The sequence below is a fragment of the Salipiger sp. ABN3_019 genome (assembly GCF_056158605.1).
This window is the reverse complement of sequence record NZ_JBSWTP010000009.1, coordinates 112487-133256: the sequence shown is the minus strand read 5'-3', so window position 1 is coordinate 133256 and position 20770 is coordinate 112487. Positions and strand designations below refer to the sequence as shown.

Sequence of the window (20770 nt, the reverse complement as noted above, 5' to 3'; positions counted from 1 at the left end):
GCGGTCCGGCGCGCGGTGTCACTGGGCGTCGTTAACCTCGCTTCTCTAGCTCTTTGCCCATTGGGTCGGCGCGGCCCGTGAGGCGATCAGAGCAGAGGAAGCAGGGCATGAACATTGCGGTGACCGACGGGGTGGTGCTGACCCCCACGCCATTTTCCGAAGGGCTGGATGTGTGGTCGCGCGGCGACGGGCGACCGGGATCGGACACCTACGCCTCGTCTGTTGCGGCGGCCTATGTTCCGGCGGATGCGGATTTCGGCGGCTGTCTGGAATTGCAGAAAACCGACACCACGCAAAAGCTGCGCTACATGGGGCAGACGCCGATCCTGCCCGGCGTCTACCTGCAGGTGACGGCGCGGGTGAAGGCGATCTCGGGCAATCTGCCGTCGGTGCGCATCGCGGGCTGGGCTGGCACCGGCAACGATGTGGCGGTGAGCGGCGTGCCGATGCAGGGGGATGCGGTGGCGCTGAGCAGCTATGGCGAGGTGGTCGAGGTCTCGGCCATCGTGGGGGCCGGGTCGCGCGCCGGTGTCGATTTGATCTGGGGCACAGGGCCGAGCTACGGGCATTTCGGGCTCGACCTGACGGGGCTGAACGGCGGGGTCGTGCGCATCGACGATCTGCAGATCGAGGATATCACCGAGGTCTTTCTGCGGCAGATGCTGGCGAGCGTCGATGTCCGCGACTATGGCGCGCTTGGCGATGGCAGCACCGACGACAGCGCCGCCTTCGAGGCCGCCGACGCGGCGGCGGACGGGCGGCTGATCATCGTGCCCTCGGGGACTTATCGTCTCGCCAATTCGGTCACTTTGGAACACCACGTGCGCTTCGAGGGACAGCTGAGCATGCCAGCCTCGGCGATCCTGTCGCTGACCAAGGATTTCAACCTGCCCGCCTATTCCGATGCTTTCGGCGGCGATGAAGAGATCGCCTTGGCCAAGGGGCTGCAGTCGCTGCTCAACAACGCCGACCACGAGAGCTTTGACATGGGGGGGCGCCGCGTCTCGATGAACGGCCCGCTGGATGTGCAGGCCGCCGTGCCGAACCGCGACACCTATTCGCAGCGCCGGGTGCTGCGCAACGGCCAGCTGCGGGCCGAGGACAGCGGCGGCTGGGGGGCGACCAGCGTCACCAGCACCGCCACCTATTCCGCCTCGAACCAGTGGCGCCTGACCAATGTGGCCAATATCGCCAATATCGAGGTCGGCAGCCTTGTCACCGGCGCCGGGGTGGGGCGCGAGATCTACGTGAAGTCGAAGAACGTCGGCGCGCAGGAGATTACCCTCTCGCAGCCGTTGTCGGATGCGGTGGGCACGCAGAGCTACACCTTCACCCGCTTTCGCTACATGCTGGATTTCTCGGGGTTCACCAAGCTCGAGAAGTTCGAGGTCGAGGATGTGGAGTTCCAATGTTCGGAACTGGCCAGCGGGCTGATGCTGCCGCCGCTCGGCACGGTGAATGTGATCCGCAACTGCGTGTTCAACCGTCCCGGTCACCGCGGCATCACCTCGATCGGCGAGGGCTGTCAGGGGCTTCTGATAGACCACAATCAGTTCATCAGCGCCGAGGGCGGGCTCTCCACGCAAAGCCGCCAGTCCGTGGCGATCAACACCAACGCCAACGATGTGAAGATCCGCAACAACCGCGCCTCGCAGTTCCGCCATTTCGCGGTGATCTCGGGCGCGCAGGCGGTGATCTCGGGCAACCATTTCTTTCAGGGCGACGAGACCGGCAGCGGCATTCGCTCGGCGGGGATCGTGCTGTGCCTCCGTGCCTGCAGCACCACGATCTTTGGCAATTATATCGACAATTGCTTTGTCGAATGGACCAACGAGCGCGAGCCCGAGCCGGATTTCTCGGGCGGCTTCGGCTTTGCGGGCCTGTCGATCACCGGCAATGTCATGCTGTGCTCGAACGTCGCCGACTGGTTTTCCTTCATCGTGGTGAAGCCCTATGGCAGCGGCCATATGGTCAACGGCATGAACGTCTCGGGCAATCTTTTCCGCGCCGTGGGTGGCACGATCACCCGGGTCGAGCGGGTCGACACCTCCTTTGCCGGGCTCGACCTGGGCGCGATGCGCCGGGTGTTCATGCAAGAGAACACTTTCCACAATATCGACCTGCAGACCGAGAACCCGTTGCAGGTTAACCACGACCAGAACACCCATGCCGCCACATGGGTGGTCGCGACCGGCAACAAGCTGCCCTTCGGCGGTCGCGCGCGGCAGGTGCAAAGCCTCGTGCTCACCTCGCGGCCGCGCAATGGCGCGAATGTCACCGCCTTTGTCACACCCTATACCTCGGCGGAGCAGGGCAGCGGGGCGTCCGACGTGCATGTGATCTGGCCCGAGCCGGTGCTTGGCGATCTGACGCTGCTGGTGCGCATGGATACGTGACCCTGCGCATCGGCGGATCGAACCGGCGCCAAAAGGCGTCGGCGCCGTTTCAGAACTGCGTCCAGAGGCCAAGCAGAAGCCCTGCGCTGGTGTCTCCGACCAGCCCCCAGCTGGCGCCGATCTCGGCCTGCAGCCGCGCGCGCAGCGGCAGCACCACCGAAGGGGCCAGCCGCACGAAACCGGGATCGCCGCGCTGCACCCCGGTCTGCACCTGCAGGATCGCCTTGCGGCGCTGCGGCAGGTTGAGCCCAAGCGTCAGGTCCATCTTCACATCGGTGCCCGCCGCGCCACGCAGTTCCGCCAGTATGTCGGCATTGAGCCAGCCGCGCACGTGGCTGAGCCCCAGCGACAGCCCGGGGCGCAGCGCCTGATATCCTTCGATCCGTCCGGCCCCCAGTTCCGCGCTCAACCGCATCGGGCCCGCGCCGATCAGCGGCAGGCGCAGGAACAGCAGCGATTTGCCCGCGCCCGAGATCGCCCGCCCGAGGTCGGCACCGATCGTCACCCGCGGGCTCAGCCCATATTCGACATAGAGCGTGTCATATCGCCCACTGGGCAGTTGCCACCCCTGAAGCCCGTAGCTCTGCGGCCATGTGAGCCGCGTGGTTGAACTGGCGAAACCCGCGCCGCGCTCTTGCAGCCAAGCCCCCGCCTGCAGCGGCCCGGCGCAGAGCCAGAGCAGCCCGCAAAGCACACCTAGCCGTGCCAACCTCCGCATGAGCGCCTCCCTTGCGGAAAGCCTGCTCCGGACGTGGTTAACGTGGGATGAATATGACGCAGGACGCTTGGCAACCGCTTGGCGATCCCTTGGCGACCACGCGTCATCTGGACACTGGACGGAGTGCCGCGATCGGATATGCTGCGGGTGCAAAACAGCCCTTGAGAGGGGCGGGGAGGGGCAGCCATGACCGGATCGGTGATCACCGTCGCACAGCAGAAGGGGGGCTCGGGCAAGACCACGCTCTCGGCCAATCTGGCGATCGGATTTCTTGCGCAGGGCAAATCCGTGGCGCTGGTGGACATCGACCCGCAGGGCAGCCTCGGGCGCTGGTTCATGACCCGGCTGGAACGCGATCCCGAGGCGCTCGGCGCGCTGGAGTTCGCCACCTCCTCGGCTTGGGGGGTTACCTACGAGTGTCGCAAGCTGTCGGGCAGCCATGACGTGGTGATCGTCGACACGCCGCCCAAGGCCGACAGCGATCTGCGCCCGGCGCTGCGTGCCGCCGATCTGGTCGTGGTGCCGGTCTCGATGAGCCATCTCGACCTCTGGGCCACCGAGGGCGTGCTCGATCTGGCCCGGCGCGAGAACCGCGAGGCGATGGTGGTGCTCAACCGCACCCGCCCCGGCACCCGGCTTTCGGGCGAGATCTCCGAGGCGGTGGGCGCTATGGACGTGCGCATCGCCGCCGCGCAACTGGCCAACCGGGTGGCTTATGCCGAGGCCTTCGGGCGGGGGCAAAGCGCCGCCGAAGGGCGCAAGACCCCGGCCCGCGCCGAGGTCGCCGCGCTGACGGCAGAGGTGGCGGAGGCGCTGGCAAACGGGTAAAGCGTGCCGCAACAGGAGACATGCCCGCCCATGACCGACATGACCGATACCACAGACCACGCCGCGCTTGCCGAGACGATCCGCCGCCACCAAGAGGGGCAGGGCCAGCCGATCTCGCGGCTCGGGTATTTCTGCGCGCCCTTCCGGCCCGCCGACGGCCCGTTTGCCGACAAGGTGATCAAAGTCTATCGCGGGCTGCCCGACGGCGCGAAGCTGGAGCGGCTGGCGCAGGCGCATGACGCCTATGTCGCGGCGCTCGAGCAGACCGGCGTGCCGCTGCCGCAGACCGAGTTCCTGCTGATGCAGACCGAGCAGGGGCGGATTCCGGTGATCCTCCAAGAGGCGCTGCCCGAAAGCGCGCTGATGCGCCCGCGCATGCAACGCGAGGATCTGGCCTCGACGCTGGCAATGATGGAGGCCGCGGGTCAGGTCATCGCGCAGTTCTGGAACAACGCCGACCAAATTGAGGGGCGGGTGGGCTTCCACCCGTCGATTCGCAACTTCGCGGTGCTGGACGGTCAGGCGATCTTTTACGACACCTTCCCGCCGCTGATCGGCTACAGCCGCGACGAGATGGGCGAGCTTCTGCTGCTGTTCTCGGAAAAGCGCCTGATGCGCTGGGTCGGTCCCTTCCTCAAGGCCAAGGTCACCGGCATTCAGGACGAATGGTATTCGGCCCCCGAAACGCTGGTCGGCCTCGTCGGCTCGGCCTGCCGTCTGCGCCCCGAGCATGCGGGCGCCTATCTCGACTGGGGCCGCGACTTCGCTCCGCGCGCCATGCCGCGCTTTGCCGAGGAGGCTCTGGAAGGGCTCTCGCAGCCGCCGCGGCTGCCGGGCTATTGGACCGGGTTCCGCAAGCTGCTGGGGTTGCAGGGCGAGCCCAACCTCTGAGGTCAGCCCTGGCCCTGCCGCCGGATGTGCGTATTTGAAAAGAGAAGAAGCGGACGGCGCCGCGCAGGGGTTTGAGGGTAATCTGCCGTTAACCCTGATCGCTTAGGTGTGGCTGTGCGGTACAGGCTGGCGAGCCGATGACCGCAAGAGGAGAAGCCTCGCGGTCCCGCGGCCTTGTTGCTTTCCCGGGCTGCCGGATCGCGGGGTGGACCCGCGCGGTCCCCTGCTTCTTCTCTTTGAAAATACGCACGGCGGAAAATAGCGGCGGGGCGCGCAGCCGGGGTGGGTCCATAGGCTATGGAAATGTAAAAGAAAAAGGCCCGCCTCGTGCAGAGGCGGACCTTTGGAATCCCGGAAAGGAGGAGGCGATCAGACGATCTTGATGCCAGCCTTTTCGGCATCGGCGACAAAAGCGGCGAGGCCCTTGTCGGTCAACACGTGGTTGGCCATCGCCTTGATCACGGCGGGCGGCGCGGTGCAGACGTCGGCGCCGATCTTGGCGCAGTCCGACATGTGGTTGGCCGAGCGGATCGAGGCGGCCAGCACCTGCGTCTCATAGCCGTAGTTGTCGTAGATCTGGCGGATGTCGGCGATCAGCTGCAGCCCGTCGAGGTTCAGATCGTCGAGGCGGCCGATGAACGGCGAGATGAAGGTCGCGCCGGCCTTGGCGGCGAGCAGCGCCTGATTGGCCGAGAAGCAGAGCGTCACATTGACCATATTGCCCTCTTCCGAGAGCACCTTGCAGGCTTTGAGGCCATCCCAGGTCAGCGGCACCTTCACCGCGATGTTCGGCGCGATCTCGGCCAGCTTGCGGCCCTCGGCGATCATCGCCTCGGCGTCGAGCGCGACCACCTCGGCGGAGACGGGGCCCGGCACCATCTCGCAGATTTCCTTGGTGACCTCGAGGATGTCACGGCCGGATTTGGCGATCAGCGAGGGGTTGGTGGTGACGCCGTCCACCATGCCGAGCTCGTGCAGCTCGCGGATGGCATCGACATCGGCGGTATCGACAAAGAATTTCATCTGGGTAAGCCCTCCAGGCTTGGCTTGGCATTCGGTCGCGCCTGTCTTACCTCATGAGGTGAGGGGCGGGAACCCCCTTGAAAATAGCGCTAACGGACCTGCCCTCAATGGATGATTACTACGACGAAGGCACGCTGATCTCGGTGCTGACCACGCAACCGCTGGATCGGCTGCTGGACTATAAGGCGCCCGCGGGTGGCTGCGCGCAGGGGGCGTTTGTCGAGGTGCCGCTGGGGCCGCGCAAGGTGTTTGGCGTGGTCTGGGGGCCGGGGCAGGGCGGCTTCGATCCCGCCAAGGTGCGCAGCGCGTCGCGGGTGCTGGAGGCGGCGCCGATGCGCGCGGAACTGCGGGAATTCCTTGAGCGATCCGCCGATTACACGTTGACGCCGCGCACCGCGATGCTGCGGCTGGCCACCCGCGCGCCGGGGCTGGGCGAGGCGCCCTCGATGCGCAAGATCTACCGCCGCGGTGACAGCGTGCCCGAGCGGCTCACCGATGCGCGGCGCCGGGTGCTGGAGGTGCTCGACGAGATGGGCGGCCTGTCGCTGACGCTGAAGGAATTGGCCGATGCCGCCGGGGTGACCTCTTCGGTGGTCAAGGGGCTGGCAAAGCTCGGGGCCGTGCGCGAGGAAGAGGCGCCGCGCGATACCGCCTTTGCCCGGCTCGATCCGGACTATGGCGGCAAGGCGCTGACCGAGGATCAGGCCAAAGCCGCCGAGGTGCTGCGCGCGGGTGTGTCCTCGGGCACATACGGCACGGTGCTGCTGAAAGGGGTGACCGGCTCGGGCAAGACCGAGGTCTATCTCGAGGCGGTGGCCGAATGCCTGCGGCAGGGGCGGCAGGCGCTGGTGCTGCTGCCCGAGATCGCGCTGACCTCGGAGTTTCTGACCCGCGTCGAGGCGCGCTTCGGCGCAAGGCCCGCCGAATGGCATTCGGGCGTTACGGTGACCGAGCGGCGGCGGGTCTGGCGGCACGTGGCCGAGGGCGGCGCGCAGCTGGTGGTGGGCGCGCGTTCGGCGCTCTTCCTGCCGTTCCGCGATCTGGGTCTGACGGTGGTCGATGAAGAGCACGACACCTCCTACAAGCAAGAGGAAGGCGTGCTCTACAACGCCCGCGACATGGCGGTGCTGCGCGCCTCGATCTGTTCGGGGCGGGTGGTGCTGGCCTCGGCCACGCCCTCGCTGGAGAGTTGGGCCAACGCCGATGCGGGCAAATATGAGCGGCTCGATCTGGTCTCGCGCTTTGGCCCTGCGGTGATGCCGGAGATGCGCGCGCTGGACATGCGCGCCGAGGATCTGCCGGGCAGTCGCTGGATCTCGCCCTCGCTGCAGGCGGCGGTGAAGCGGCGGATCGAGAACGGTGAGCAGGCGATGCTTTTCCTCAACCGTCGCGGCTATGCGCCGGTCACCATCTGCCGCGCCTGCGGTCACCAGATCGCCTGTCCGCATTGCGACGCGCGGATGGTCGAGCACCGCTTCCTGCAGCGGCTCGTTTGCCATCAGTGCGGCGAGAGCACGCCGAAGCCCGAGAAATGCCCCTCCTGCGAGGTGCAGGGCAAGCTGGCGGCGGTGGGGCCGGGGGTCGAGCGGCTGGCCGAAGAGGCGGCGGAGGTCTTTCCCGATGCAAGGCTGGCGGTGCTCTCGTCAGACCTCTTCGGCTCGGCGCGGCAGCTGAAGGCGGAGATCGAGAAGATCGCCATGGGCGGGGCCGACATTGTCATCGGCACGCAGCTGGTGGCCAAGGGGCACAACTTTCCGAACCTGACACTGGTGGGGGTGATCGACGCCGATCTGGGGCTGCAGGGATCGGACCTGCGCGCCGCCGAGCGCACCTTTCAGCTGATGCGGCAGGTGGCCGGGCGCGCGGGCCGGGCCGAGAAGCCGGGCGCGGCGCTTTTGCAGACCTTCCAGCCCGAGCACCCGGTGATCCGGGCGATCCTCTCGGGCGACGAAGAGGGCTTTTGGAAAGCCGAGGCCGATGAGCGCCGCGCCGCCGGGATGCCGCCCTATGGCCGCCTCGCGGGGGTGATCCTGTCGTCGACCGAGGTGCAGGAGGTGTTCGATCTGGGCAACGCCATGGCGCGGCAGGACGGCCCGCTGCGGCGGATCGGGGCGCAGATCTACGGCCCGGCGCCCGCGCCCATCGCGCGGGTGCGTGGGCGGCACCGGGTGCGGCTGCTGGTGAAGGCCCCGAAGGGCGTGGCGTTGCAGGCGGCGCTGGCGGAATGGGCCGGGCAGTTCCGTCTCAAGGGCGAGCTGCGCATGGCGATCGACATCGACCCGCAGAGCTTTTTCTGACGGCAGCGATAGGGGAGCCGGGCGCGCGCCTGCCCGTGGGGTGGCGCCGAAACCGTTTTGGTCGCCGCTTTATGTCAGCCAAGCCCGGGTGACACTCGAACGCCGTGCGCAGGTGACAAAGCGCCAGCCCGACGGGACGGGCAGGCGCTCGCCCGGCGGCTTCGCCTTGATTCCGGGCGCGCGCCTCTACCCGGCCCGATTCAGCTTCGTGCTCAGGTGGATCAGGCTCTCGGAGCTTTTCACCCCGCGCGCCTCGGCGATCTTGTCGAGCGTGGCGTCCAGCTCTTCGGTGCTGCGCGCGCTCACCTGCACCAGCAGGTCGACCCGGCCCGAGGTGGTATGCGCGGCCTCGACCGCTGGCATCTGGCGCAGCCGGGCGAGCACCTCGGGCTGGCTGCGCGGCTCGATGCAGACCAGCACCGTGGCGCGGATCGGCGCCTTCAGCGCGGCGCCGCGGCGCAGGGTGAAGCCGGCGATGATCCCGCGTGAGAGCAACCGGTCGATCCGCGCCTGCACCGTGGTGCGCGCCAGCCCCAGCCGCCGCGCCAGATCGGCCACCGGCAGACGGGCATCGGCCTCGAGTAGGGCGATGAGCTGACGGTCGGTTTCGTCGATCTGTCCGGTTCGGTCGTCAATCTGTGGCATGATGCCCGACATTCTGTTCCATCTGCCACGCGGATCCGAGCGTTTTCTGCGCCATCCTGAAAAGAAAACGCAGCAGGAGGCAGTGACACATGCGGATCGACCCCAGCCTATCGCCGACGCCGGAAAGCTGGCTCGCGGCCAATGCGCCCGACGCGCCGGTGTTTTTCTTTCACCCGGAGCGGCTGGCCGAGGTGGCGCGAGAATTTCGGGCGGGTTTTCCGGGGCTGGTGACTTACGCAGTGAAGGCCAACCCCGCGCCCGAGATGATCCGCGCGCTGCACGGCGCAGGGATCACCGCCTTCGACGTCGCCTCGCCCGCCGAAATGGAGCTGGTGCGCACCCATGCGCCCGGCGCGGCGCTGCATTATCACAACCCGGTCCGCTCGGCGGCAGAGATCGCGGCGGGCCTTGAGGCGGGCTGCGTGTCGTGGTCCGTCGATCGCGCCAGCGAGCTCGAGAAGCTGCGCAGCTTGCCCGCGGGCACCGAGATCGCCGTGCGCCTGAAGCTGCCGGTGGCGGGCGCTGCCTATGATTTCGGGGCCAAGTTCGGCGCCACGCCCGATCAGGCGGCGGCGCTGCTCCGGCGGGTGGCCGAGCTGGGCTTCACCCCCTCGCTCACCTTCCATCCCGGCACGCAATGCGCCTCGCCCGAGCCTTGGGCGCGCTACATCGCCGAGGCCGCTGCGGTGGCGCGCTCGGCCAAAGTGGTGCTGCACCGGCTCAACGTGGGTGGCGGCTTTCCGGCGCACCGCGACACCGACCGCCCCGATCTGCAGGCAATCTTCGACACCATTCGCGAGGTCACCGAAGGCGCGTTCGACACCGCGCCGCAACTGGTCTGCGAGCCGGGCCGCGCGCTGGCCGCCGAGGCGCTGACGCTGGCGCTGCGGGTGAAGGGCGTGGATGAGGAGGCGGTGTTTCTCAACGATGGCGTCTACGGCGGGCTGGCGGAATGGCGCGACATCGCACCGATGAGCCGGGTGCGCCCGGTGGCTGCTGCGGGCGGTGCGCTTTGCGGCGCTTTGCGGCGGCGCATCGTCTTTGGCCCGACCTGCGACAGCATCGACCGGCTGCCGGAATTGCTGCCGCTGCCCGGTGACTTGGCGGAGGGGGACTACCTGCTCTTCGAGGGCATGGGGGCCTATTCGCGCGCCCTTGTCACCGGCTTCAACGGCTATGGTGTACGCAGAGTCGTGGAAATCGAAAAACAGTCCTGAGATCACAGTCCCGGGCGCTGGACTCTGCCGACATGCCCTCTACAGTCGCCCGCGAAGACGCATCGCGGGAGGACCAGCCAGATGGAAAAATTCGGCAAGAGCCAGTCGTTCAAGCGCACCGAGGATGTGCGCTTTCTCACCGGGCACGGTCGCTATGTGGATGACATTGCACCCGAGGGGGCGCTGCATGCCTTCGTCCTGCGCTCGCCGGTGGCGCATGCGAAGATCACCGAGCTTGACGTGACCGACGCCCGCGAGATGCCGGGTGTGCATCTGGTGGCGACGGTCGAGGATCTGCTGGCCTCCGGCATGGACATCTCGATGGGCGGCACGGTGATCAGCAACCGCGACGGCAGCAAGGCCGCCGACCCGATGCGCCCGGTGCTGGCCAAGGACCACGTGCGCCATGTGGGCGAGCCGGTGGCGCTGATCGTGGCCGAGACGATGATCGAGGCGAAGGACGCCGCCGAGGCGATCCTGTTCGATTTCGAGGATCTGCCGGTGCATATGGCGCTGGCGGCGGGCGGCGATCCGATCCACCCCGAGGCGCCGGACAACCGCGCCTTCGACTATGGTCTGGGCAATGAGGCCGAAACCGATGAGGCTTTTGCCAAGGCCGCCAAGGTGGTCAGCCTCGAGGTCGGCGACAACCGCGTCATCGTCAACGCCATGGAGCCGCGCGGCGCCTATGCCGAATGGGACGGCGAGAAGCTGCATGTGGCCTTCAACGGGCAGGGGGTCTGGGGGCTGAAGTCGGAACTGGCCCAGGCCTTCGACCTGCCGGTCGAGCAGATCCGCGTGACCAACCCCGATGTCGGCGGCGGCTTCGGTATGAAGGCTCCGGGCTATCCCGAGTATTTCGCCATCGCCTATGCGGCGAAGCAGTTGGGCAAGCCGGTGCGCTGGATGTCCGACCGCACCGAGGCGATGCTCTCGGACCACGCGGGCCGCGATCTGGTGACGCTGGCGGAGCTTGCCTTTGACGAAGACAACCGCATCCTCGGCTACCGCAACCACACCCGCTGCAACCTTGGTGCCTATAATTCGAACTTCGGGCAGGCGATCCAGACCGCGCTCTATGCCAAGGTGCTGACCGGCACCTATGACATCAAGGCGGCCTATATGCGGGTCGAGGGGTTCTACACCAACACCACGCAGGTCGACGCCTATCGCGGTGCGGGCCGCCCCGAGGCGATCTACACGCTCGAGCGGGTGATGGACCGCGCCGCGCGCGAGCTCGGCGTCGATCCGATGGAGCTGCGCCGCATCAACTTCGTGCAGGAGTTCCCCTATAAGACCGTCACCGGCGAGAATTACGACGTGGGCGATTTCTCCCGCGTGCTGGCCCATGCCGAGGCGGATGCCGATATCGCCGGATATCCGGCGCGCAAGGCGGCCTCGGAGGCGCAGGGCAAGCTGCGCGGGCTGGGCCTGTGCTATTACATTGAAAGCATCCTCGGCGATCCCGCAGAGGACGTGAAGGTGGAGTTCACCGAGGACGGCGGCGCGACCATCTACGTCGGCACCCAGTCGAACGGGCAGGGGCACGAGACGGTGTTCGCCAAGTTCCTCGCCGACCAGACCGGCATCCCGGTCGAGAAGATCGGCTTCGTGCAGGGCGACAGCGACCGCATCCCGCGCGGCGGCGGCACCGGGGGCTCACGCTCGGTGACCACGCAGGCGACGGTGACGCTGACCGCGGTGCGCGACATGATCGCGGGCTTTGGCGAGTTTCTTGCCGGCGAGATGGGCGTCGATCCCGACGACGTGCGCTTCGATGACGAGCAGTTCCGCGCCGAAGGCTCGAACCTGCACCCGACCATGCTCGAGGCTGCCGCGCTGGCCCGCGAGAAGGGCCGCGAGGATCTGCTGAGCTGGTCCGCCCGCACCGCCATCGACGCCCGCTCCTACCCCAATGGCGCGCATTTCTGCGAGGTCGAGATCGACCCGGAAACCGGCGTGACGCGGGTGGTGAAATACACGGTGGTCGATGATTTCGGCAATCTCATCAACCCGATGCTGGCCGAGGGGCAGGTGCATGGCGGGGTGGTGCAAGGGCTGGGTCAGGCGCTCACCGAACACACCGTCTATGATGAGGATGGCCAGCTGCTGACCGCGACCTTCATGGATTACGCCATGCCGCGCGCCAAGGATGCGCCGTGGATCGCCTTCGATGTCGAGCCCGTGCCGTCCACCGGCAACCCGATGGGGATGAAGGGCTGCGGCGAAGCGGGGACCGTGGGCTCCATGGCCGCCGTGTCGAACGCCGTGCAGGACGCGCTGTGGGAGCGGGGGATTCGTCAGGCGGATATGCCGTTCACGCCGCACCGCGTTTGGCAGATGCTGAACGGCGCTGCCATGGCCGCAGAGTGAGGTCCGCCAGCACGTGAAGGCGGGAAGGTCAAGATTTTTTCATCACGTAAGCGCGAGGGGTCTTACATTCGTGGCATTTTTGCCTATCTCTGATGCAGAGGCGCGGAACCGGAACTTCCGCAGCCCCTTCACTGTCCCTCGTTCCGTAACTGGCGTCCGGGTTTCTCCCGGACGCTTTTTCTTTTCCCAGTTTCGCTTCCCCCGGCGCTGTGACAGGCTGTTCGCATGAGCTATTCCGACGCATTTCTCAAAGATGTCCTGACCCGCACGCGGGTGATCGCCGTGGTCGGTGTTTCGACCAATCTCATGCGCCCGAGCCACTACGTCTCGCGCTTCCTGCATCAGCGGGGGTATCGGATCATCCCGGTCAATCCCGGCCATGTGGGGCAGACGCTGTTCGGCGAGGACGTCCGTGCTGGCCTGTCGGAGATCGACGCCCCGGTGGATATGGTCGACATCTTCCGCCGCCACGACGCGGTGCCCTCGGTGGTCGGCGCGGCGCTGTCGCATCTGCCGCAGCTGCGCACGATCTGGATGCAGCTTGGCGTTGAACACGTCGAAGCCGCCGCCAAGGCCGAGGCGAAGGGGATCGACGTGATCCAGAACCGCTGCACGAAGATCGAATACGAGCGCCTTATCGGGGCGTCCATGCCGCTCGCCGACGCCGTGGGTGGCTGAGGAAGGCTAAGGGAAGGGGGCTCTGCCCCCGTCCGCGATGCGGACTCCCCCGGGATATTTGCGTCTAGACGAAGGCCGCAGGGTCCCGGCCCCTGTGCTTCTTCTTTTTGGCTTCTTCTCTTTGAAAATACGCCGGGGGTGAGCCGCGCAGCGGCGAGGGGGCAGCGCCCCCTGACCGGTGGTCTCAGCCCTTGGGCCGCGCGGCCTTCTCGGCGATGCCCGAGCGGCCCTGACGTCGCTCAAGCTCGGCCATGACCTCTGACAGCGGCAGCTCGCGCGCGCGCAGCATCACGAGGAAGTGGAACAGCACGTCGGCGGCCTCGGAGGCGAGCTTCTCGCGATCGCCCTTCACCGCTTCGATGATCGCCTCGATGGCTTCCTCGCCGAATTTCTCGGCGCATTTCTCCGGGCCCTTGGCGAGCAGCTTGGCGGTCCAGCTTTCGTCGGGCGAGGCGGAGGCGCGGTCGGCGACCACCTGTTCCAGCTTTTCCAGCGTCATCTGCGACATGTCAGAGCCTCACGGGGATGCCGGCCTGCGCCATATGCGCCTTGGCCTCGGCGATGGTGTAGGTGCCGAAATGAAAGATCGAGGCGGCAAGCACCGCCGAGGCATGGCCCTCGGTCACGCCCTCGACCAGATGGTCGAGCGTGCCGACGCCGCCCGAGGCGATCACCGGGATTGGCACCGCGTCGGCGATGGCGCGAGTGAGCGGCAGATTGAACCCCGCCTTGGTGCCGTCGCGGTCCATCGAGGTGAGCAGGATCTCCCCCGCGCCCTTGCGCGCCATGGTGATGGCAAACTCCACCGCGTCGATGCCGGTGGGGCGGCGGCCGCCATGGGTGAAAATCTCCCAGCGGCCGGGCGCTACGGTCTTGGCGTCGATGGCGCAGACGATGCATTGGCTGCCGAAGTGATCCGCGGCCTCGGCCACCACGTCGGGATTGGCCACCGCGGCGGAATTGAACGAGACCTTGTCGGCCCCGGCCAGCAGCAGCGCCCGGACGTCGCCCACCGTGCGCACGCCGCCGCCCACGGTGAGCGGGATGAAGCATTGCTCGGCGGTGCGGGTGACCACGTCGAACATGGTGCCGCGATTTTCATGGGTGGCGTGGATGTCGAGAAAGCAGATCTCGTCGGCGCCAGCGGCGTCATAGGCGCGGGCGGCGTCCACCGGGTCGCCGGCATCGCGCAGGTCGACGAAGTTGACGCCTTTGACCACGCGGCCATCGGCCACGTCGAGGCAGGGGATGATGCGGGTCTTCAACATGGCGCTGTGATAGTGCGGAATTTCCGCGGGGGGAAGGGGATGTTGCACCGCAGCGCGCATGCAAGCCTGCCTGAAACCAAGAAGGGCGCGCCGCTTGGCGCGCCCTTCGGCGTTTGTGCCTCAGATGGCGATCACTCTTTCACGGTGATCCGGCCCTCGGTGAAGGGCTCGTAGGGGCTGCTTGCGGCGACGAATTCGGCGGTGACATCGGCGAGGTCGGGGCCGAAGTCATAGGCGTTCTCGGCGGTGGTGAACATGGAGTAGCCGTCCCCGCCGTTGCGCACGAAGTTGTTGGACACCACGCCGTAGGTGGCGCTTTCATCCAGCGCGGCCTCGCCGACCATGACGTCGGAGATGCGGCTGCCAGCCTCGGCCGAGGGATCGACGGTGAAGCTCATGCCCGAAACCTGCGGGAAGCGCCCGCCGCCTTCTTCGATCTGGCTGACGCCGTTTTCCAGCGCCTCCTTGATCACCGCGCCGGTGACCTCGAAGGTCGAGAGGGTGTTCTGGAACGGCAGCACGGTCAGCACTTCGCCCATGGTCACCTCGCCCGCGTCGATCGAGGCGCGCAGCCCGCCGCCGTTGGTGATGGCGACGTCGATGCCCTGATCCTTCACGCGATCCAGCATCGCGTCGGCGACGAGATTGCCCATCGGGCACTCCTCGGCGCGGCACATGTCGCGGCTGCCATTGATCTCGGCGCTCGACTCGCCGATCACCTTGTTGCGGATCTCGTCGAGCGGCTTGGCCGCTTCGGTGATGCGCGACTTGGTGGCCTCATCCTCGGTCACGCTGGCATCCATGATCAGCGGCTGGCCGGAGGCTTCGACAAGGTTGCCCTCATCGTCGAAGGTCGCGTTCAACTCGCCGAGGAACTTGCCGTAGGCATAGGCCGAGAGGATCGCCGTGTCCTTGACCATGGTGGGATAGGGGCCTTCGGCACCGTCCATGTCGCCCAGCAGCGTGTTCGAGTGGCCGCCGACGATGATGTCGACGCCGGTGGTCTCTTCGGCGACGCGCAGATCGGTGTGATAGCCCGAGTGCGACAGCACCACGATCTTGTTCACGCCCTCGGCGGTCAGCTTGTCGACCTCGCCCTGAACAGCATCCACCGGATCGGTGAAGACGACGTTCTTGCCCGGCGAGGACAGTTCCTTGGTGTCCACCGGGGTCAGGCCGATGAGGCCGATCTTCTCGCCGTCCTTCTCGATGACCACGGATTTCTGGATCTCACCTTTCAGCAGATCTTCGGCGGTGAGATCGGCGTTGGACATCAGCACCGGGAAGTCGACCGAATCGACAAAGCCGCGCAGCACCTCGGGGCCGTCGTCGAACTCGTGGTTGCCCACGGTCATCGCGTCATAGCCCATCTGGTTCATCATCTCGGCGGCGAGCTTACCCTTGTAATAGGTGTAAAAGAGCGTTCCCTGAAACTGGTCGCCGCCGTCCACCAGCAGGTAGTTCCCGGCGCGATCCTTGGCTTCGGTGATGGCGGTCTGCAGGCGGGCCGAGCCGCCAAAGCATTTGCCCTCGGTGTTGTCTTCTTCGCCGCAGGTGGAATCATACTTGCTGATCGGCTCGAAGCGCGCGTGGAAGTCGTTCGTGTGCAGGATGGTGATGGAATAGTCGGCGCTGGCAGTTCCAGCGGTCAGCGCCAGCGCGGCGGCGCCGGTCAGAAGACGAAGCGACATGGGAATCCTCTCTGTCGTGTTATTATCTTCCGATCCTGCAACGCCTTCTGCGGCCTGTCAAAACACGTTGAGGGAAAAGTCAGCCTTGCGTCCAGCCGTGGGTCAGAACCCGGGCAAGTTCGGCGGGATCGGCATCGGTTTCCCCCGACAGGAGCTTCAGCCAGAGCATGGCGATCACCGCGTCGGCCAGTGCTTCGGGAGCGAGGCCGGGGGCAAGCTCGCCGCGCGCCTCGGCGCGGTGGATGACGCCCACCAGCGCATCGCGCCGCTCCAGACGAAACTCGGTGAGAGCGGCGTTGACGTCCGGCTCGGCCTGCGCGGCGGCGATGATCGAGCGGAAGACCTGCGCCGTGCCGCCGCGCCAATGGCCAAGGACCAAGGCGAGCACCCCGGCGATGTCGCTCTCGAGCGCGCCGGTGTCGGGGTAGTGATCGTCGAACTTCATCCGCCGGTAGACCGCCAGCAGCAGCGCCCCCCGCGTCGGCCACCAGCGATAGAGCGTTGCCTTGCCAGCCCGCGCGCGCTTGGCCACCGCCTCCATGCTGAGACCCGAGATGCCCTTTTCGGCCAGCACCTCTGCGGCGGCGTCGAGCACGGCGGTTTCCGTGTCGGGGTTGCGGCGGGCGCCGATGGAGGCTCGTTTTTCGGTCATCGGATGGGCTTTGCTGCGAAAAGGGCGGGTTCTAATCGCATAGCCCTTTACAGGCGTGCACGCCAGATATTATGAAACGGAACGTATCGTTCCGATAAATGGAGTCCTCCCATGACTGCCACGACAGCCACGCCGCGGACCCCGTCCCGTCTGCGGTTCGCCATCTTCGTGTTTCTTGCGGTCTATCCGCTTGTCACGCTGCTGCTCTATCTGATCGGTCCCATCACCGCCGAATGGCAGGTCTGGCAGCGCAACCTGCTGTTTGTCCCGATCATGGTTTTCTCGATGGTCTGGGTGATCATCCCACGCATCCAGCGGCACTGCGGGCGCTGGCTCTGAGCCGTCTTGGGCCTGCCTTTCGGTAGGCGGGGATTGACCGGCGCAGGGTTCCACGGCATCTGGAGCCCATGCTGATTTACAAAATCCTCCGGGCCGACGAATGGGCGGCGCTGCAGGCGCAGGGCGAGACCGCCGGGGCGCCCATCGACGTGGCCGACGGCTACATTCACTTCTCGACTTCCGAGCAGGTGCGCGAAACCGCCTCGAAGCATTTTTCTGGCGTCGAGGGGCTGCATCTGCTCTGCTACGAGACGGAGGATCTGGGGGATCAGCTGCGCTGGGAGCCGTCGCGCGGTGGCGCGCTGTTCCCGCATCTCTACGCCGCCTTGCCGATGGCGGGGCTCAAATGGGCGCGTCCGCTGCCGGTGGGCAGCTCTGGGGCGCATGTGTTTCCGGATGATCTGGCATGATGCGATTTCTCGAGAAGGCAGGTCTGCCGCTGTTCCACAAGCTTGATCCCGAGCAGGCGCATCGGGCCGCGGTGCTTGCCCTGAAGATGGGTCTGGCGCCGGCGCCCGGTCTGATCACCTCGGACCGGCTGCGCTGCGATGTGGCGGGGCTGCGGCTGCCCAACCCGATCGGGCTTGCCGCCGGGTTCGACAAGAATGCCGAGGCGCTTTCGGGTCTGTCGCGCGCGGGCTTCGGCTTTGTCGAGGTGGGGGCGATCACCCCCCGCGCGCAGCCGGGCAACCCCAAGCCGCGGCTGTTCCGGCTGACCGAGGATCAGGCGGCGATCAACCGGTTCGGTTTCAACAACGAAGGCATGGAGGCCGCCGCCGGGCGGCTGGTGCATCGCCCGCGCGACATGGTGCTGGGGCTCAACCTCGGTGCCAATAAAGACAGCGACGACCGCGCGGCGGATTTCGCCAAGGTGCTGGCGCGCTGCGGCGAGGATCTCGATTTCGCCACCGTCAACGTCAGCTCGCCCAACACCGAGCGGCTGCGCGACCTGCAGGGCAAGGACGCGCTGGCGGCGCTGCTCGGCGGTGTCATGGAGGCGCGCGCGCATCTCGATGATCGCATTCCGGTGTTCCTCAAGATCGCGCCCGACCTCGACGAGCAGGGGCTCAAGGACGTGGCCGAAGTGGCCATGGCCTCGAAGGTCGACGCGGTGATCGCCACCAACACCACGCTCTCGCGCGAGGGGCTGCGCTCGGCCCATGCCTCCGAGGCGGGCGGCATGTCGGGCCAGCCCTTGTTCGAGAAATCCACCCGCGTTCTGGCGCATCTGTCGCAGCTGACCGAGGGCCAACTGCCGCTCATCGGTGTTGGCGGCATCGGCTCGGCTGAACAGGCGTATCAGAAGATCCGCGCCGGGGCGTCTGCGGTGCAGCTTTACACCGCGCTGGTCTACGGCGGGTTGTCGCTGGTGCAGGACATCGCCGAGGGGCTCGATGCGCTGCTGGCGCGCGACGGTTTTGCCTCGGTCGAGGAAGCGGTGGGCACCGGGCGCGGAGACTGGACATGATCCTCTGGCACAATCCCCGCTGCAGCAAATCGCGCGAGGCGCTGGCGCTGCTGCAAGACAAGGGCGTCGCGCCGCAGGTCCGCCGCTATCTCGAAGACGCGCCGAGCTATGATGAGCTGAAGGCGGCGCAGGCCGCGCTTGGCGTGCCGGTGATCGCGATGATGCGCACCAAGGAAGCCGAGTTCAAGGCGGCGGGGCTGAGCAAGGACAGCGACGATGAGACGCTGCTGCGCGCTATGGCCGAGACGCCCAAGCTGATCGAGCGCCCGGTCGCCTTCGAGGGCGATCGCGCGGTGATCGGCCGTCCGCCCGAGCGCGTGCTGGACCTGCTCTGAGCCATGGAAAACACCTTCGAGATTTTCCTCGCCTGCGCGCCGGGGCTGGAGCCGGTTCTGGTGCAGGAGGCCAAGGCGCTCGGCTTCGGCCCGCTGAAGCCCGAGCAGGGCGGCGTGTCGTTTCAGGGCGGCTGGCCCGAGGTGGCGCGCGCCAATCTGGAACTGCGCGGCGCGGCGCGGGTGCTGGCGCGCATCGGCGGCTTTCCGGCGCTGCATCTGGCGCAGCTCGACAAGCGGGCGCGCAAGTTCCCCTGGGGCGACATCCTGCGCGCCGATGTGCCGGTGAAGGTCGAGGCGCTGAGCCGCAAATCCAAAATCTACCACGCAGGCGCCGCCAAGCAGCGCATCGAGCGGGCGATCACCGAAGAACTGGGCGCGCCCGTGGCCGAGGATGGCGTGCGCATCCTCGCGCGGATCGAGAACAACCTCGTCTCCTTCTCCGTCGACACCTCCGGCCAGCCGCTGCACCGGCGCGGGCTCAAGCAGGCGGTGAGCAAGGCGCCCATGCGCGAGACGCTGGCCTCGCTCTTCATACGGGCCTGCGGCTACGATGGCGTCGAGCCGGTGCTCGACCCGATGTGCGGCTCGGGCACCTTTCCCATCGAGGGGGCCGAGATCGCCGCCGGCCTGCTGCCGGGCCGGGCGCGGGCCTTTGATTTCGAGCGTCTGGCGGTCTTTGCGCCGGCGGACCTCAAGGGGATGAAGCGGCAGGGTCCGCTGCGCACGCCCTCCGCGCTCTACTATGGCTCCGACCGCGACGCGGGGGCGATCCGCTCGGCGACCGCCAATGCCGAGCGCGCCGGGGTGACGGAGTGGACGCGCTTCGACTGCCGCCCGGTGAGCGATCTGGAGCGTCTCGAAGGCCCGCCGGGGCTTGTTATGGTGAACCCGCCCTACGGCGCGCGGATCGGCGAGAAAGGCCCGCTGCACGCGCTGCACGCCTCGCTGGGCACGGTGCTGAAAGAGAAGTTCGGCGGTTGGCGCGTGGGGATCATCACCACCGAGCCGGGTCTGGCCAAGGCCACCGGCCTGCGCTTTCTGCCGACGGGGGCGCCGGTGGCCCACGGCAGCCTGAAGGTGAAGCTCTACCGCACGGAGCCGCTTTAACTACTAGCGCCTCCCGGAATGCACAAAGGGCCGCCCCAATCGGGCGGCCCTTTTGCTTGGCTCTGGGGAAGGGCTCAGCGGGGAAGGGCTCAGCCCTTGAGGGCGGTCAGCGCTTCTTTCAGGTCGATGGCTCCATCGTAAAGCGCTCGGCCTGAGATCGCGCCGTTGAGCTCTGCGCCGCAGTCGCGCAGGGCGATGAGGTCGGCCAGAGACGACACGCCGCCCGAGGCGATCACCGGGATCGACACGGCGCGCGCCATGGCGGCGGTGTAATCGATGTTCGGCCCCTGCATGGCACCATCGCGGTTGATGTCGGTGTAGATGATCGCCGCCACGCCGTCGTCCTCGAAGCTGCGCGCCAGATCCACCGCGTCCACATCGGTGACCTCGGCCCAGCCCTTGGTGGCCACCCGCCCGTCGCGCGCGTCGATGCCCACGGCGATTTTGCCGGGAAAGGCCTTGGCCGCCTCGCGCACCAGTGCAGGGTTCTCCACCGCCACGGTGCCGAGGATGACGCGCGCCAGCCCCTTGTCGAGCCAGCGCTCGATGGTCGCCATGTCGCGGATGCCGCCACCCAGCTGCGCGGGCACTTTGGTGCGCGCGAGGATCGCCTCGACCGCCGCCGCGTTCACCGGCTCCCCGGCGAAGGCGCCGTTGAGGTCGACGAGGTGCAGCCAGTCACAGCCCGCCTCGACGAATTCCATCGCCTGCGCGGCGGGATCGTCGTTGAAGACCGTGGCCTTCTCCATATCGCCGCGCAGCAGGCGCACGGCCTTGCCGTCCTTGAGGTCGATGGCGGGGTAGAGGATCATGGCGCGGCTCCGCAAAAGGTCAGTGACGGGAT

Annotated in this window: 20 protein-coding genes; 12 read left to right on the top strand and 8 right to left on the bottom strand. The window is 67.1% G+C overall.

Annotated elements, in window-relative coordinates; all coding sequences use genetic code 11:
* The first annotated feature begins 107 nt into the window (after positions 1–107).
* The gene (locus ACXAD2_RS08715; protein WP_475169095.1) at positions 108–2396 is read left to right on the top strand and encodes a glycosyl hydrolase family 28-related protein; all 2289 of its coding nucleotides are present in this window, start codon (positions 108–110) and stop codon (positions 2394–2396) included.
* 49 nt (positions 2397–2445) lie between these two features.
* Here the strand turns inward: ACXAD2_RS08715 and ACXAD2_RS08710 are convergent, their stop codons facing one another.
* Positions 2446–3114 carry a hypothetical protein gene (locus ACXAD2_RS08710; RefSeq protein ID WP_475169094.1) on the bottom strand — a complete coding sequence of 223 codons (669 nt, stop codon included), beginning with the start codon at positions 3112–3114 and terminating at the stop codon, positions 2446–2448.
* Positions 3115–3300: 186 nt separating this feature from the next.
* On the opposite strand from ACXAD2_RS08710, the gene parA reads away from it, so the two are divergent.
* The gene (gene parA / locus ACXAD2_RS08705) at positions 3301–3942 is read left to right on the top strand and encodes a ParA family partition ATPase (protein WP_066104578.1); all 642 of its coding nucleotides are present in this window, start codon (positions 3301–3303) and stop codon (positions 3940–3942) included.
* 30 nt (positions 3943–3972) lie between these two features.
* A complete protein-coding gene (locus ACXAD2_RS08700) occupies positions 3973–4833 on the top strand; it encodes a DUF6206 family protein (protein WP_475169093.1) in 861 nt (286 codons plus the stop codon).
* 369 nt (positions 4834–5202) lie between these two features.
* Here ACXAD2_RS08700 and fsa read toward each other — a convergent pair whose 3' ends face one another.
* The gene (fsa, locus tag ACXAD2_RS08695) at positions 5203–5856 is read right to left on the bottom strand and encodes a fructose-6-phosphate aldolase (protein ID WP_092423818.1); all 654 of its coding nucleotides are present in this window, start codon (positions 5854–5856) and stop codon (positions 5203–5205) included.
* Between the two features lie 107 nt (positions 5857–5963).
* On the opposite strand from fsa, the gene ACXAD2_RS08690 reads away from it, so the two are divergent.
* On the top strand, positions 5964–8153 hold the full coding sequence (locus ACXAD2_RS08690) for a primosomal protein N' (RefSeq protein ID WP_475169091.1): 2190 nt from the start codon (positions 5964–5966) through the stop codon (positions 8151–8153).
* Between the two features lie 186 nt (positions 8154–8339).
* On the opposite strand, the gene ACXAD2_RS08685 is transcribed toward ACXAD2_RS08690, so the two are convergent.
* The gene (locus ACXAD2_RS08685) at positions 8340–8798 is read right to left on the bottom strand and encodes an Lrp/AsnC family transcriptional regulator (protein WP_066106958.1); all 459 of its coding nucleotides are present in this window, start codon (positions 8796–8798) and stop codon (positions 8340–8342) included.
* Between the two features lie 89 nt (positions 8799–8887).
* Here ACXAD2_RS08685 and ACXAD2_RS08680 point away from each other — a divergent pair, with 89 nt between their 5' ends.
* The 3 genes from ACXAD2_RS08680 to ACXAD2_RS08670 all read left to right on the top strand — a co-directional run bounded on the left by ACXAD2_RS08680 (position 8888) and on the right by ACXAD2_RS08670 (position 13066).
* Positions 8888–10015 (top strand): alanine racemase, encoded by a 1128-nt coding sequence (locus ACXAD2_RS08680; protein WP_475169089.1) that lies wholly within the window; start codon positions 8888–8890, stop codon positions 10013–10015.
* 81 nt (positions 10016–10096) lie between these two features.
* Positions 10097–12388: a xanthine dehydrogenase family protein molybdopterin-binding subunit gene (locus ACXAD2_RS08675; protein ID WP_475169088.1), complete on the top strand. Its 2292-nt coding sequence runs from the start codon at positions 10097–10099 to the stop codon at positions 12386–12388.
* Between the two features lie 225 nt (positions 12389–12613).
* On the top strand, positions 12614–13066 hold the full coding sequence (locus ACXAD2_RS08670) for a CoA-binding protein (RefSeq protein ID WP_475169086.1): 453 nt from the start codon (positions 12614–12616) through the stop codon (positions 13064–13066).
* A gap of 184 nt (positions 13067–13250) precedes the next feature.
* Here the strand turns inward: ACXAD2_RS08670 and ACXAD2_RS08665 are convergent, their stop codons facing one another.
* The 4 genes from ACXAD2_RS08665 to ACXAD2_RS08650 form a co-directional block, all read right to left on the bottom strand.
* Positions 13251–13565 (bottom strand): phosphoribosyl-ATP diphosphatase, encoded by a 315-nt coding sequence (locus ACXAD2_RS08665; RefSeq protein ID WP_164182407.1) that lies wholly within the window; start codon positions 13563–13565, stop codon positions 13251–13253.
* Positions 13566–13575: 10 nt separating this feature from the next.
* The gene (gene hisF, locus ACXAD2_RS08660; RefSeq protein WP_066104593.1) at positions 13576–14334 is read right to left on the bottom strand and encodes an imidazole glycerol phosphate synthase subunit HisF; all 759 of its coding nucleotides are present in this window, start codon (positions 14332–14334) and stop codon (positions 13576–13578) included.
* A gap of 131 nt (positions 14335–14465) precedes the next feature.
* Positions 14466–16025, bottom strand: a complete 1560-nt coding sequence (locus ACXAD2_RS08655) for a bifunctional metallophosphatase/5'-nucleotidase (protein WP_475169083.1) — start codon at positions 16023–16025, stop codon at positions 14466–14468.
* Positions 16026–16104: 79 nt separating this feature from the next.
* Positions 16105–16677 carry a TetR/AcrR family transcriptional regulator gene (locus tag ACXAD2_RS08650; RefSeq protein WP_475169082.1) on the bottom strand — a complete coding sequence of 191 codons (573 nt, stop codon included), beginning with the start codon at positions 16675–16677 and terminating at the stop codon, positions 16105–16107.
* A 111-nt stretch (positions 16678–16788) separates the two neighbouring features.
* On the opposite strand from ACXAD2_RS08650, the gene ACXAD2_RS08645 reads away from it, so the two are divergent.
* The 5 genes from ACXAD2_RS08645 to ACXAD2_RS08625 all read left to right on the top strand — a co-directional run bounded on the left by ACXAD2_RS08645 (position 16789) and on the right by ACXAD2_RS08625 (position 19926).
* Positions 16789–17016, top strand: a complete 228-nt coding sequence (locus tag ACXAD2_RS08645; RefSeq protein WP_164182256.1) for a putative antibiotic biosynthesis monooxygenase — start codon at positions 16789–16791, stop codon at positions 17014–17016.
* A 68-nt stretch (positions 17017–17084) separates the two neighbouring features.
* Positions 17085–17426: a DUF952 domain-containing protein gene (locus ACXAD2_RS08640; RefSeq protein WP_066104604.1), complete on the top strand. Its 342-nt coding sequence runs from the start codon at positions 17085–17087 to the stop codon at positions 17424–17426.
* Positions 17426–18484, top strand: a complete 1059-nt coding sequence (locus ACXAD2_RS08635; RefSeq protein WP_475174791.1) for a quinone-dependent dihydroorotate dehydrogenase — start codon at positions 17426–17428, stop codon at positions 18482–18484. The genes ACXAD2_RS08640 and ACXAD2_RS08635 overlap by 1 nt, the downstream gene beginning before the upstream one ends.
* On the top strand, positions 18481–18819 hold the full coding sequence (arsC, locus tag ACXAD2_RS08630) for an arsenate reductase (glutaredoxin) (RefSeq protein ID WP_475169079.1): 339 nt from the start codon (positions 18481–18483) through the stop codon (positions 18817–18819). Before ACXAD2_RS08635 ends, arsC begins: the two co-directional genes overlap by 4 nt.
* A gap of 3 nt (positions 18820–18822) precedes the next feature.
* A complete protein-coding gene (locus tag ACXAD2_RS08625; RefSeq protein ID WP_475169078.1) occupies positions 18823–19926 on the top strand; it encodes a THUMP domain-containing class I SAM-dependent RNA methyltransferase in 1104 nt (367 codons plus the stop codon).
* An 89-nt stretch (positions 19927–20015) separates the two neighbouring features.
* On the opposite strand, the gene hisA is transcribed toward ACXAD2_RS08625, so the two are convergent.
* On the bottom strand, positions 20016–20738 hold the full coding sequence (hisA, locus tag ACXAD2_RS08620; protein WP_475169076.1) for a 1-(5-phosphoribosyl)-5-[(5-phosphoribosylamino)methylideneamino]imidazole-4-carboxamide isomerase: 723 nt from the start codon (positions 20736–20738) through the stop codon (positions 20016–20018).
* Positions 20739–20770 lie beyond the last annotated feature (32 nt).